The organism is Halomonas sp. THAF5a (assembly GCF_009363755.1).
Classification (GTDB): Bacteria; Pseudomonadota; Gammaproteobacteria; order Pseudomonadales; family Halomonadaceae; genus Halomonas.
On the sequence record NZ_CP045417.1, the window covers coordinates 1,943,645 to 1,955,877 of the forward strand.

Below are 12,233 nucleotides of genomic sequence, written 5' to 3' on the forward strand. Positions count from 1 at the left end.
ATCAGTCCCTGTGATCCCTGATGATCATGATCAGCATGCTCAGGATGAAGGCCAGGAAGATCGTGACGATGGCGAAGACCGTGATGTTATAGAGCCGATCGGGACGCGTGGGGTACTCGGGGAATAGCGGGCTCTGCAGCACGCTGACCTGCTTGAGCTTGCGGGCCGCCTCGATGCGAGTGTTTTCCAATGCCGCCAGGGCGCTGGAGTAGGTCTGCTGGGCAAACTTCGCCTTGAGCTCGAGGGTCTGGTACTCCGAGGAGATGCGGTTGAGAGAGTCCCCAGTGGCTTGGGCCAGACGATCGCGCTCCTTGTCGATCTGTTCACGCAGCGCTGCGATCTCGCTCTCCACCCGTACCACCTCGGCCGAGCGTGCGCTGGAGAAGCTGCCCAGGGCGCTACGCCGTGCCTGCAGCCGCGCGAGTTCGCCCTCCAGGGTGCTGACCACCTGATTGAGGCTCTCCACCGTATGGGTCGGCGAGACCAGCCCTTGCTCGTTCTGGAAGGCCAGCAGGTCGCTGCGCGCCTCGTCCAGTCGGTCGCTCAGCCGCTCGACCTGTACCTCGAGGAACTCGACCTGCTCCTCGGCGAGGCGCTGACCCATGGCGTTCATGTGCCGCTCGCCCTCTCGCAACAGCAACGAGGCGAAGTCGTGGGCAAACCCCGGCGTGTAGGCCTGCACCTCGATGTTGAGCACGCCGGCGTACTCGTCCATCTCGACGGTGATGCGATCCCGGTAGTATTCGTGAAGCTCCTCGATGGGCGCCTCGCGATCGCCGAGCCGGGCGAAGACGTCCCCGTGCTCGCTGAAGTGCTGGCGGAAGTCGAGCTCCTCCTGAACCCGCTTGAGCATGTCGACCGAGAGCAGGTGCTCCCTCAGCAGCAGCAGGTCGCTGTCACCGGAACCGCCGGTGAGGATCGACGAGAAGCTGATGTCCGGCTGAGCGATCTGCGGACTCTCCAGCACCACGGTCGCGCGAGACACATAGCGATCTTCGGCCCAGACGGACCAGTAGAGAGCAACGAAAAGAATGGCCGTCAGGGCGATCGCCCACTGCGGCTGGGTCTTGATGAAGTGTTTCATAGCGATTGGAGTACCGGAGTGTCGGGCATGAAGGCGGAGCTGGCGGCGCTAAGCAGTGCAAGAACAGGAGCACGACAGGTCAGCCAGAGGTTTCCTGGTGGTAGGCGGCAATGGCATCGTTGATATCGTCGTACCAGGTCGCCTGCCCCCGACGCAGATAGACGCCAGACTGACAGAGATCTTTCAGGATCCCCTCGCTGTGGGAGACCATGATCAGGCTGGCCTTGCCGACCTTGTCCTTGAAGGCCTGGGTGGCCTTGGCCTTGAAGGCGCGGTCGCCTACCGAGGTGGCCTCATCGGAGAGGTAGACATCGAAGTCGAAAGCTAGCGAAAGCCCGAAATTGAGCCGCGAGCGCATGCCGGAAGAGTAGGTCTTGATCGGTTCGTCGAACGCCTTGCCGATCTCGGCGAACTCCTCCACGGCGTCGATGATGCGCTGCACGTTGAACCCCCCGCCGTGAATGCGGGCTACGAACTTGACGTTCTGACGGCCGGTCATCGAACTCTGAAAACCGCTGGAGAGACCGATGGGCCAGGAGACCCGGCAGTTGCGCCGTATCTCACCCCGCCCGGGGCTGTCCATGCCGGCAATCAGGCGCAGCAGGGTCGACTTTCCCGCGCCGTTGCGCCCCAGCAAGCCGACGCTGACGCCCTTTGGAAAGCTAAGGTTGACGTCCTTGAGCACCCAGTCGCTACCGTGGTGATTGTGATAGCGCTTGTAGAGGCCGTCGATTTCGATCATGTCGCCCTTCCTTTTCCCTCATTTCGCTTTCAGCCGCTGGGCGAAGCGCACGTGCAGCAGCAGTCCCAGGGCGATCAGCGCCAGGGTGACCAGCCAGAAGTAGATCAGGCTGGTGCCGTGGACGACCTTGTACCCCTCGAAGAAGCCCAGACGCAGAATCTCCAGCCCGTGGGCGATGGGGTTGAGCATCAGGTACTCGAGCAGGCCGTGGGGCAGATGGTTGAGCGGCAGGATCACGCCGGAGATGATCAGCAGCGGCAGGCTGAGCATGTTCACGATCTTGCCGACCTCGGGCACCAGCGAGCCCAGCACCGAGACGACGAGCCCCAGGCCGAGCCCCAGGCACCAGAGCGAGATCCACATCAGCATGGCGCGGATGGCATTGTCCGGGGCGATATCAAGCCCGAGTAGCAGCCCGCCGGCGATGAACAGCAGGAAGATGAAGGTGCGCAGCATGCCTTCCAGAAAGCAGCGCACCAGCACCGGGTCGACCGGCTGCACCTGCCGGTATGCGAACAGTGCCCGGCTGGCGTCCACCGCGCCGAGTCCGCGCATCATGCCCTCGCGAATCAGGAAGAAACCCATCATCCCGACGATCATCCAGGGGATGAAGTCGGCACCGACGATCAGCCGGTCACCACTGATAACGCTACGAATGGCCACCATGATCAGCACGAAGGCCGCGGGCTCGGCGACCATCCAGAACCAGCCCAGGCGATCGGCCATGGTGCGCGAGATGGCTTCACGCATGAACATGGCGTACCAGACGCTGCGGGTGACCTGCCAAGGGGAGCGACCGCTGGCCTGGGTGGGATCCGTATCCGCCATCACAGATCCACGGCAACCTTGGTGGCCACGGCGATCTGGTAGAGGATCTGCGTCAGGCTGGTCGCGAGCTGCAGGTTCTTGGTCGGCACCTCGGGCATCACCAGGATCTCGTCGCCGGGGCGCAGCGTGACGTCATCGGCGTCGCGCACGGCACCGTTCTGGCGCACCACCAGCACGTGGTCGTCGTCGCCGCGGCTGGTGAGGCCGCCGGCGCCCTCGATGTAGTCCCAGGTGCTCATGCCGGGCCGAAAGACCACCGCCTGGGGCACCACCACCTCGCCGCTGATCAGCACGGAATCGGTAATCTCGGGAATGGTGATCACGTCGCCATCCTGCAGGCGGATATCGCTGATCTGGCCGCGGTGCGCCACCACCAGCCGGCCGCTGGGCTCCATCTGGCGCGCGCGCTCGGTGAACTTCTGGATCAGCTCCGCTTCGCGCACGCGGATCTGCGCCTCCTCGTTGGTGGAGGAGGAGGCGCCCAGGTAGGTGGTCTCCAGGCGACGCAGGCTCTCTTCCAGGGCGGCCTGCTGCTGGGCGGCCACGCTCTCGCGCTTGATCGAGATGCTGCGCTCGGCGGTCATCGTCTCGGGCACGGCCACGGCGTCGAGCAGCTCACCGAGGCGCGCGTCCCGCGGCAGCGCATAGCGGGAGGGGCCGTAGTAGCTGCCCTCCAGCTGCACCACGATGGTCTCGTCGCGCTGGTCGGCGCTGAACAGCACTTCGTCGCCGCTGCGCACGGTGCGCCCGCCGAAGCGCGACAAAGGCACGTACTCGGCGACGGGGCCCGAGGCGCGATCGCCACGCAGCAGCACATGGGAGACGCCGCTCTTCAAGCGCGCCAGATCGACCACCTCGGCGCCGGTCAGCTGGTGGCCGCGCAGCTCGTAGCGATAGTCGCGCTCCACCTCGCCCACGACCGCGATGGCCGGGCCACGCTCCTCGACGACGATGGTGTCGCCGTCGCGGAACTGCGGCCGCGCCAGCTCGCCGCGCAGCAGGAAGTCATAGAGGTCCACCTCGGCCAGGGTGCGACCGTCGCGCATCACGCGAATCTGCCGGTAGCTGCCCAGGGCGTTGTCGATGCCGCCCGCCTGATCGAGGAAATAGAGCACCGAATCCGAAGGCGTGCCGGCATAGCGGCCCGGATTCTCGACATAGCCGGTGACGAACACCCCGACCGGCTGCACGCCCTGCAGGTTGGTGTAGACCTGGACGTTATCGGGATAGACCGACTGGATGGCCTGTCGCACGCGGCCGTCAAGCTGCTGGCTGTTCATTCCCTGAACGGCCAGCGGCCCGATGGAGGGAATGAAGATATTGCCCTGGGCATCGACGGGCAACACGCGGTCGAGCTCGACGGCGCCCCAGGCGCGAAGGGTAACCTGATCACCGGGCTTGATCTGGTAGCCGGGCGTCAGCCCGTCTGCCATGGTGCCGCGAAAGCCGCCCTCGAAGAGGTTGGCGCCGAACGGTGGCAGGGCGTCCATCTCGGCCTCGGCCGGCTGAACGCCCTCGTGGCCATTCACTGGGCCATAGTTGGCGTTGTTCCAGTTCGCACGGGGCGAGGCGTCGACCTCGTCGGGAATGGATTCGGCGCGCTGCTGCTCCGGCAGGATTTCGCTGGAGGTGCCAACGCTCTGGGCCATGGCCACGGAGGGAAGGCTCATGAGCCCGGCCAGCAGGGCGGCATGCGACCAACGGGAATGACGGCGTACGGTCATGGTTATCGGCCTCCTGCCGGCTGGGTCACCAGACGACGACTCGTCCAGCCGTCGGGAGTTTCGCAGGCCACGGCATAGCGCATCTCGCCACGGCGGCCGCCCTCGATGATCAGGCGCCGGCAGGTGCGTCCGCTCGCGGCGTGATAGGGCGCGCCGCCGGTAACCGTCACGTCGCTCCCCCAGGGACTATTGGCCAGGGTGATCACGGCATCCGGAGAGGACTGCGCCAGGAAACCGCTGAGGTTGGCATCGAGCGCCCGGCCCTGCTGCTGCCCCGCCACGACCGAGCCGCCCTCTTGCGGCGCGGGCGATAGCGAGGCACAGCCGCTCAAGACGAGGCTAAGGGCAAAAAAGAGCGTGCGCCCGCCAACAGACAATCGTCTGCCAGCCGGCCGACGGCGAGACAAGGGCGTCGAAATGGCGTGCATGAAGGTTCTCTTGGGTAAAATTTTCTCAGGGTGTCTCACCGTTTGGCGCCGGTGAGAACCAACGTAATGCAAGTGGCACAAGAGGAGCCTCGGGACCATGGTGGCAGCCCGGGCCTATCGGCATAAGGCTTTGGCGAATTAAGCATGAAACATGGTCGTGATGAACGGCTTAATCCACGCCCGGGCAGGAGCGTATCAGGCGCCACCCAACCAGACACGCTACCGCCCCGGGATTGAAAACGGGCCTCGTCCCTTGCCCTGTCACGTTGACAATTTCAAGAGAACCGGATCCTTGGTTCTCAAAATTTCATAATTTGAAGCGGCCATATTCTATGGTGTGAGACCGGCCCAGCCAAGTTTACTTTCTAATCAATGACTCATCGATCCTTGTCAACCCCGTGGCGTTGTCAATTTCGTTAGCGATCGGGCGTGAATCAGGCATCGCTAGAAGCCACGGCCGAGCAGCGACGATGGCCACCCTCTTCGCTGCACCTCGTGGATCCGAAAGAGCCGAAGCCGAACAACACCATGATGATATGTGCAAAATGTTGCGTACAAATGATGGCCCGGATTGATTTTGTGTATTATCCTGCTCATTAAATACCAGACACCCTCCATGTGCGCAGTAAATTGCACAAACGTGTCACCTTGCGAAGGCGCCTCATGCAGCTGACCGTTCAGATCCACCATCGCGGCCAATGGCACGACGCCGCCCTGCTGGAGATCCCGGCCCCGGAGCGCGGCACGGCCGGTCCCGCCCGGCTGGGCTACCTGCAGGAACATGCCCTGGCCTGGATGTCACACGATGACGAGCACGCCTGCAGCCTGACCCTGCCGGTCGAGCTGATGATGCGCCACCACGGCGAGCGCTGGTTCGGCTTCCTGGAGGACATCATGCCGGCCGGGGCGAGCCGGCGTTACTGGATCGACCACCTCGGCATCCAGGACCTCACCCCCGGCGAACAGGACAGCGAACTGCTGCGCCGGGGCACCATCGCCCCGGTCGGCAACCTGCGCATCCGCGAGGCCGTGCCGCCGCGCCCGCCGGGCGGCACGCTGGAGACGCTGCGCTTCCCGCTGGACGATGTCATCGAGCGACATACCGACTTCCTGGAATATGCCCAGCAGATGGGCGCCGCCAGCGGCGGGGCCACCGGCGCCGGCGGCGAGGCCCCCAAGCTGCTGGTAAGGCGCTCGCCGGACGACCGGATCTGGATCGATACCTGGCAGGACGACCCGACGACCCTCGACCCGAACTTCCTGGTCAAGTTTCCCCGGGGCCAGCGCGGAGCCGACGACTGCGACATCCTGCGCGCCGAGTACCACTACTATCGGGAGCTTGCCGATCTTGGCATCGACAGCGTGTCGCTCGACGGCCTGGCGCTGATCGAGGGCGACCGCTACCCCTCGCTGTGGCTGCCGCGCTTCGACGTCGAGGCGCGCCACGGCCGGCTCTGCCGCTTCGGCCTGGAGTCCGTCTATGCCCTGCTCGGCGCCGCCCCGGGCACGCACCTGCGCCATGGGGCGGTCGTCGAGCGGCTGGTCACCCTGCTCGAGGCGCAGTATCGGGTCCGGGAACTGGGCGAGCCCTTCAACCGGGAGGCCTTCGTGATCGAGTGGGTGAAGCGCGACCTGCTCAACGTCGCCTTCGGCAACTCGGACAACCACGGGCGCAACGCGGCCCTGCTCAAGCGTCCGGAGGGCATCTGGCACGCCCCGGTCTACGACTTCGCCCCCATGAAGGCCGACCCCGAGGGCGTGACCCGCACGACCCAGTGGGGCGCGCCCCTCGAGCAGGGCGGCGAGTTCGACTGGCCCGCCATCGCCCGCTCGCTCGATGCCCTGGTCGCGCCGGATCGGCTGATGGCGGAGCTGGAGACCCTCGGCGACCGCCTGAAGGGCCTGGACGAGCGCCTGGCCGCACGGGGCGTGCCCGAACGGATCCTCACCCGGCCGGCGGTGGGGCTTCGCCATCTCGATCAACGGCTCAGGCGCTGGGGACTGATCTCATGAAACGCGACGCCATGACGCCGGAGGCCCGCGAGGCCGCCCTGCTGGAGCAGCTGCGCCGCCTGCTGCGCGGCGAGCTCAGCGAGGGCCAGGTGCTGCGCCACCTTCGTCGGGAGGTGCTGGGCATGTCCCAGGGCGACTACGCGGCCTTGGTGGGCATCAGCCGGCGCACCCTCTCCGACATCGAGCGCGACGCCGGCAACGCCTCCATGGCCAGCATGGACCGGGTCTTTCGCCCCCTGGGGCTGCGTGTCGGCCTGCTGCCGCGCCAGCCCGCCCTGCTGGCACGGCTGCTCGAGGACGACGACGCCCGAGGGCCGCGAGGCTAGCGGGGGCTGCGCTCGACGATCTGCAGGGTGCGCGCGTCAAGGCCGAGGGCCGCGAGTGGCTTCGCTATCACGACGCGCTCGAGCCAGGCATGGCCAGACGCGGCCGCGGGCGTCATCCTGTGACGAAGACCCACATCCGGCAACGAGGAGGGAGGATGTCGACACGCGAGGGGGCGTTCCGCCTGGAGATCGCCGGCCTGGAGGCGCTGCCATGAGCTCGCAGCGGCCATCGCGCCCCACCCTAACCCTGGTCTATGACGGCCAGTGCCCGCTGTGCCGACAGTTCGTGCGCCTGCAGCGGCTGCGCCGCGACGTCGGCGAGCTGACGCTCATCGATGCCCGCCAGGAGAGTGACGCCCGGCGCGAGCTTTCCGAGCAGGGCATCGTCCTGGACGAGGGGATGGCGCTGCGCATCGGCGAACACTGGGTGCACGGCAGCGAGGCCCTGCATCGCCTGGCACTGATGAGCACCGGCAGCGGCCGCTTCAACCGATGGATGGCGAGGCTCTTCGCCTCGCCGCGGCGCACCGCCCGCCTCTACCCCTGGCTGCGCCGCGGCCGCGCAGTACTTCTGCGCCTGCTGGGGCGCGGCCCCATCGACAACCTGCATCGCCGCTGAGCCGGCGGCGTCACCGTAATCGCCCTTACCAGGGGAGCGTCTCGCCGTTGCTGTGCCAGAAGCCGCCGCTGGTCTCGAGCGTCAGCGCCGCGATCCGCGCCGCGATGCCCTCGGCGGCCTCCTCCGGGCTGATCAGGCCGCCGAAGTTGACCATGCGCGTCTGCACGTAGCCCGGGTGGAGCTGGGCCACGGCGATGCCGCGCGGCGCCAGGTCCACCGCCAGCGACTTGCCGAAGGCGTTCAGCGCGGCCTTGGAGGCCCGGTAGCCATAGCGCCCGCCGGAGTCGTTGTCGGCGATCGAGCCCATGCGGCTGGTGATATTGGCGATCTTGGCGCCCTCGCCGAGCCTCGGCAGCAGGGCCTCGGTGAGGCGCAGCGGGGCGTAGGCGTTGACCTCCATCTGCGCGCGGATGGCGTCGAAGTCGAGCTCGCCCAGCACCTCATCGTGAAGCATGCCGGCGTTGTTGATCAGCAGGTCCAGCGACGGCTCCCCGAGCGCCTCGACGAGTCGCGCGACGTCCGCCTCGCGGGTCACGTCGATGCCATCGATGACTCGCTCGGCCACCTCGGCGAGCTCGCTGGAGCCGGCGCGGCAGACGCCGATCACCCGCCAGCCGGCATGGTGATAGTGGCGCGCCAGCGCCAGGCCGACGCCGCGATTGGCGCCCGTGATCAGTACGGTGGACGTCATGTGCTCTCCCTCATGGGTCATGTAGTCGATGGGTCACATATTCGGTGCGTGGCCATCCCGGCAGGAGGAGCCGGGCGTGTCGCGCTGCTCCTGTCTAGGTGTGGGACGCCCCCACGAATTCAAGGGGCGGCGACGTCGAGGCACGACGGCAAGAGACGCGGTCTGGCCTACACTGGTGGCCAATGGCCGCCCGGCGGCGCGGCCTCGTTGCGAGGAGTCGGCATGGAACCCCATCATCGCTTCAACGTGATCTACGTGCTGATCGCCGTGATGTTCTTCCTCACCTTCCAGAACGTCTATCGCAACTGGCAGACCACCGACCCCATTCCCTACTCGGAATTCACCCGGCTGCTCGAGGCGGGCCGCATCGCCGAGGTGAAGATCGCCGACGACCGCCTCACCGGCACCTTCGCCTCGCCCCAGCCCGACGGCCGCACCGCCTTCACCACCAACCGGGTCGACCCCGACCTGGCCGAGCGGCTGGCGCAGTACGACGTCACCTTCGACGGCCGCCCGACGAGCCCCTTCCTGACCGTGCTGCTGTCGTGGTTCTTTCCGCTGGTGCTGCTCTTCGTCATCTGGTCCTTCCTGATCCGCCGCATGACCGGCGGTGGCGGGGTCGGCGGCATGATGTCGATCGGCAAGTCCAAGGCCAAGGTCTACGTGGAGACCTCGACCAGGGTGACCTTCGAGGACGTCGCCGGGGTGGATGAGGCGAAGCTCGAACTGCAGGAGGTGGTGGCCTTCCTGCGCGACCCCGAGCGCTACGGCCGGCTCGGCGCGCATATCCCCAAGGGGATCCTGCTGGTCGGGCCACCCGGCACCGGCAAGACGCTGCTGGCCCGGGCCGTGGCCGGCGAGGCCGGCGTGCCCTTCTTCTCGATCTCCGGCTCGGAGTTCGTCGAGATGTTCGTCGGAGTGGGGGCCGCCCGGGTGCGCGACCTCTTCGAGCAGGCCGCCAAGGCCAAGCCCTGCATCATCTTCATCGACGAGCTGGATGCCCTGGGCCGCGCGCGCATTCCGGGCGCCATGGGCGGCCAGGACGAGAAGGAGCAGACGCTCAACCAGCTGCTCGCGGAGCTCGACGGCTTCGACCCTTCCACCGGCATCGTGCTGCTGGCCGCCACCAACCGACCGGAGATCCTCGATCCCGCCCTGCTTCGCGCGGGCCGCTTCGACCGCCAGGTGCTGGTGGACCGCCCCGAGCGCCAGGGGCGGCGCGAGATCCTGCGCGTGCATGTTGCCAAGATCCACGCCCTGGACCCGGACGTCGACCTCGACCATGTCGCCTCGCTGACGCCGGGCTTCACCGGCGCCGATCTCGCCAACCTGGTCAACGAGGCGGCGCTGCTGGCCACCCGTCGCAACAGCGAGACGGTGGCCATGGCGGACTTCACCAGCGCCATCGAGCGCCTGGTCGCCGGCCTCGAGAAGAAGAGCCGCCTGCTCAATGCCCACGAGCGGGCGGTGGTCGCCCATCACGAGATGGGCCATGCCCTGGTCGCCGCCTCCCTGCCGGGCATGGATCCGGTGCACAAGGTCTCGATCATCCCCCGCGGCGTGGGCGCCTTGGGCTATACCCTCCAGCGCCCCACCGAGGATCGCTTCCTGCAGAGCGAGAGCGACCTCAAGTACCGCATGGCGGTGCTGATGGGTGGCCGCGCCGCCGAGGCGCTGATCTTCGCGGAGGTCTCCACCGGCGCCGCCGACGACCTCGCCAAGGCCAGCGAGATCGCCCGGGACATGGCGAGTCGCTTCGGCATGGCCGACGAGACCGGCCAGGTGGTCTACCAGCAGGAGCGCCAGGCCTTCCTGGGCAAGCAGCACACCCTCGGCCAGCCCCGCGACTACGCCGAGGCGACCGCCCGGGAAATCGACCTGGCCGTGCGCCAGCTGGTCGACGAGGCCTATGCCCTCGCTCACACGACGCTGACCGAGCGGCGCGGCGATCTTGAGGCCGGCGCCGCCCTGCTGCTCGAGCGTGAGACCCTCACCGCCACGGAGTTCCCGCCGATGGCATCGTCGCCCTCCGCCGCGTCATCTTGACGCGGCTCGGGCCTCCTGAAAGGCCAATCCCCCCTTAAGACATCCCTAAGACAGCGCCGCGATACTGCGCCCCCGTGCGCCGCCCCGGCGACGAGCACGGCGATGCCCGGCCGTCCTCGGCGCACCGGACGTGGTGCCGGTTGCGGGCTGACTATTCGCACCCTATCATTTGCGCGCCAACCTCATCGCTCACCCTCCTCCCGGGAACCTCCACTCCGATGTCGATGCTACCCCGACCGCACCACAGGCCCCGGCACCCCGCCCGGCTGCCTGGTCTTCTCGTGCTCGTGACCCTGGGCCTGCTGGGCGCCCCGCTGGCCCAGGCCGCTGCCGGCCCCCTCGCGCTCACCCACTCGCTCGCAGGCTTCACCGCCGTGACGCTCTTCCTGCTTGCCTACGCGCTGGTCATGGCCGAGGAGCAGCTGCACATGCGCAAGTCCAAGCCGGTGCTGATCGCCGCCGGCCTGATCTGGACGCTGATCGGCTGGGTATATGTGCAGGCGGGCCTGCCCGACGCCGCCGAAGAGGCGTTCCGGGAGACGCTGCTGGAGTACAGCGAACTGCTGCTCTTCCTGCTGGTGGCGATGACCTACATCAACGCCATGGAGGAGCGTCGCGTCTTCGACGCCCTGCGCGCCTGGATGGTGCGACGCGGCTTCAGCTACCGCTCGCTGTTCTGGATCACCGGCGTACTGGCCTTCGCCATCTCGGCCATCGCCAACAACCTGACCACGGCGATGCTGATGTGCGCCGTGGTGCTCAAGGTCGCCGAGGGCGACAAGCGCTTCATCGGCCTGTGCTGCGTCAACATCGTCATCGCCTCCAACGCCGGCGGCACCTTCAGCCCCTTCGGCGACATCACCACCCTGATGGTCTGGCAGGCCGGCATGGTGGCGTTCGACCAGTTCTTCGTCCTGCTCGTGCCGGCGCTGGTCAACTACCTGCTGCCGGCGCTGATCATGAGCCTGTTCATCAAGAACCGGAAGCCCGACCCCCTGGAAGAGAACGTCTGGCTCAAGCGCGGCGCACGGCGCATCATCGCCCTGTTCCTGTTCACCGTGGCCAACGCCGTGGCCTGCCACACCCTGCTCCACCTGCCGCCGGTGCTCGGCATGATGACCGGCCTTGGCCTGCTGCAGTTCTTCGGCTACTACCTGCGGCGCAGCCTGCCGCGCTCGCTGGAGCGCAAGCGCACCCGCTACACCCAGCGTGGCGACTGGAAGAAGCTCGAGCAGCTCGGCAGCGTGGTGCCCTTCGACGTCTTCACGCGAATCGCCCGCTCCGAGTGGGACACCCTGCTGTTCTTCTACGGTGTGGTGATGTGCGTCGGCGGCCTGGGCTTCATGGGCTATCTTGCACTGCTCTCCGAGACGCTCTATACCGGCTGGGATCCGCTGTGGGCCAATATCGTGCTGGGCGTGGTCTCGGCGGTGGTCGACAACATCCCGGTGATGTTCGCCGTGCTCTCCATGGAGCCTGACATGTCGCTCGGCAACTGGCTGCTGATCACCCTGACGGCCGGCGTCGGCGGCAGCCTGCTCTCGGTGGGCTCCGCCGCCGGGGTCGCGCTGATGGGCCAGGCCCGGGGCAACTACACCTTCGCCACCCACCTGCGCTGGCTGCCGGTCATCGCCCTGGGCTACGCGGCCAGCATCGCGGTGCACGTCTGGCTGAACGCCGAGGGCTTCCGGCTGCTCGGCTGAGCCGCAGGCGCGCCCCCGGTGTTCGGGCC

11 protein-coding genes are annotated in these 12,233 nt (G+C 67.2%); 5 read left to right on the top strand and 6 right to left on the bottom strand.

The genetic code is table 11. The annotated features are described in order from the left end of the window. Position 1 precedes the first annotated feature (1 nt). The 5 genes from FIU83_RS08780 to FIU83_RS08800 form a co-directional block, all read right to left on the bottom strand. The gene (locus FIU83_RS08780) at positions 2-1,084 is read right to left on the bottom strand and encodes a chain-length determining protein (protein WP_152483703.1); all 1,083 of its coding nucleotides are present in this window, start codon (positions 1,082-1,084) and stop codon (positions 2-4) included. A gap of 79 nt (positions 1,085-1,163) precedes the next feature. Next, the gene (locus FIU83_RS08785) at positions 1,164-1,826 is read right to left on the bottom strand and encodes an ABC transporter ATP-binding protein (protein ID WP_152483704.1); all 663 of its coding nucleotides are present in this window, start codon (positions 1,824-1,826) and stop codon (positions 1,164-1,166) included. Positions 1,827-1,844: 18 nt separating this feature from the next. Then, positions 1,845-2,654 (bottom strand): ABC transporter permease, encoded by an 810-nt coding sequence (locus FIU83_RS08790; protein ID WP_152483705.1) that lies wholly within the window; start codon positions 2,652-2,654, stop codon positions 1,845-1,847. After that, positions 2,654-4,378 (bottom strand): polysaccharide biosynthesis/export family protein, encoded by a 1,725-nt coding sequence (locus FIU83_RS08795; protein ID WP_152483706.1) that lies wholly within the window; start codon positions 4,376-4,378, stop codon positions 2,654-2,656. The genes FIU83_RS08790 and FIU83_RS08795 overlap by 1 nt, the downstream gene beginning before the upstream one ends. 2 nt (positions 4,379-4,380) lie before the next feature. Beyond that, on the bottom strand, positions 4,381-4,659 hold the full coding sequence (locus FIU83_RS08800) for a DVU3141 family protein (RefSeq protein ID WP_253939414.1): 279 nt from the start codon (positions 4,657-4,659) through the stop codon (positions 4,381-4,383). 810 nt (positions 4,660-5,469) lie between these two features. Between FIU83_RS08800 and FIU83_RS08805 the strand changes: the two genes are divergently transcribed. From FIU83_RS08805 to FIU83_RS08815, 3 genes are all read left to right on the top strand, one after another. Further along, positions 5,470-6,819 carry a type II toxin-antitoxin system HipA family toxin gene (locus FIU83_RS08805; RefSeq protein ID WP_152483708.1) on the top strand — a complete coding sequence of 450 codons (1,350 nt, stop codon included), beginning with the start codon at positions 5,470-5,472 and terminating at the stop codon, positions 6,817-6,819. Beyond that, a complete protein-coding gene (locus FIU83_RS08810) occupies positions 6,816-7,145 on the top strand; it encodes a helix-turn-helix transcriptional regulator (protein WP_152483709.1) in 330 nt (109 codons plus the stop codon). Before FIU83_RS08805 ends, FIU83_RS08810 begins: the two co-directional genes overlap by 4 nt. A gap of 211 nt (positions 7,146-7,356) precedes the next feature. Continuing rightward, positions 7,357-7,764, top strand: coding sequence for a DCC1-like thiol-disulfide oxidoreductase family protein (locus FIU83_RS08815; RefSeq protein ID WP_152483710.1), 408 nt, complete (start codon positions 7,357-7,359; stop codon positions 7,762-7,764). Positions 7,765-7,789: 25 nt separating this feature from the next. On the opposite strand, the gene FIU83_RS08820 is transcribed toward FIU83_RS08815, so the two are convergent. Then, positions 7,790-8,455 (bottom strand): SDR family oxidoreductase, encoded by a 666-nt coding sequence (locus FIU83_RS08820; protein ID WP_152483711.1) that lies wholly within the window; start codon positions 8,453-8,455, stop codon positions 7,790-7,792. A 222-nt stretch (positions 8,456-8,677) separates the two neighbouring features. Between FIU83_RS08820 and ftsH the strand changes: the two genes are divergently transcribed. Both ftsH and nhaD read left to right on the top strand, forming a co-directional pair. Beyond that, the gene (gene ftsH, locus FIU83_RS08825) at positions 8,678-10,501 is read left to right on the top strand and encodes an ATP-dependent zinc metalloprotease FtsH (protein WP_152483712.1); all 1,824 of its coding nucleotides are present in this window, start codon (positions 8,678-8,680) and stop codon (positions 10,499-10,501) included. Positions 10,502-10,719: 218 nt separating this feature from the next. Further along, on the top strand, positions 10,720-12,204 hold the full coding sequence (gene nhaD, locus FIU83_RS08830; RefSeq protein WP_172976059.1) for a sodium:proton antiporter NhaD: 1,485 nt from the start codon (positions 10,720-10,722) through the stop codon (positions 12,202-12,204). Positions 12,205-12,233: the final 29 nt, after the last annotated feature.

Excerpts from the sequence above, each read along its gene's own strand:
- FIU83_RS08780 (WP_152483703.1), bottom strand. The coding sequence starts at position 1,084 with ATGAAACACTTCATCAAGACCCAGCCGCAGTGGGCGATCGCCCTGACG.
- FIU83_RS08785 (WP_152483704.1), bottom strand. The coding sequence starts at position 1,826 with ATGATCGAAATCGACGGCCTCTACAAGCGCTATCACAATCACCACGGT.
- FIU83_RS08790 (WP_152483705.1), bottom strand. The coding sequence starts at position 2,654 with ATGGCGGATACGGATCCCACCCAGGCCAGCGGTCGCTCCCCTTGGCAG.
- FIU83_RS08795 (WP_152483706.1), bottom strand. The coding sequence starts at position 4,378 with ATGACCGTACGCCGTCATTCCCGTTGGTCGCATGCCGCCCTGCTGGCC.
- FIU83_RS08805 (WP_152483708.1), top strand. The coding sequence starts at position 5,470 with ATGCAGCTGACCGTTCAGATCCACCATCGCGGCCAATGGCACGACGCC.
- FIU83_RS08810 (WP_152483709.1), top strand. The coding sequence starts at position 6,816 with ATGAAACGCGACGCCATGACGCCGGAGGCCCGCGAGGCCGCCCTGCTG.
- FIU83_RS08815 (WP_152483710.1), top strand. The coding sequence starts at position 7,357 with ATGAGCTCGCAGCGGCCATCGCGCCCCACCCTAACCCTGGTCTATGAC.
- FIU83_RS08820 (WP_152483711.1), bottom strand. The coding sequence starts at position 8,455 with ATGACGTCCACCGTACTGATCACGGGCGCCAATCGCGGCGTCGGCCTG.
- ftsH (WP_152483712.1), top strand. The coding sequence starts at position 8,678 with ATGGAACCCCATCATCGCTTCAACGTGATCTACGTGCTGATCGCCGTG.
- nhaD (WP_172976059.1), top strand. The coding sequence starts at position 10,720 with ATGTCGATGCTACCCCGACCGCACCACAGGCCCCGGCACCCCGCCCGG.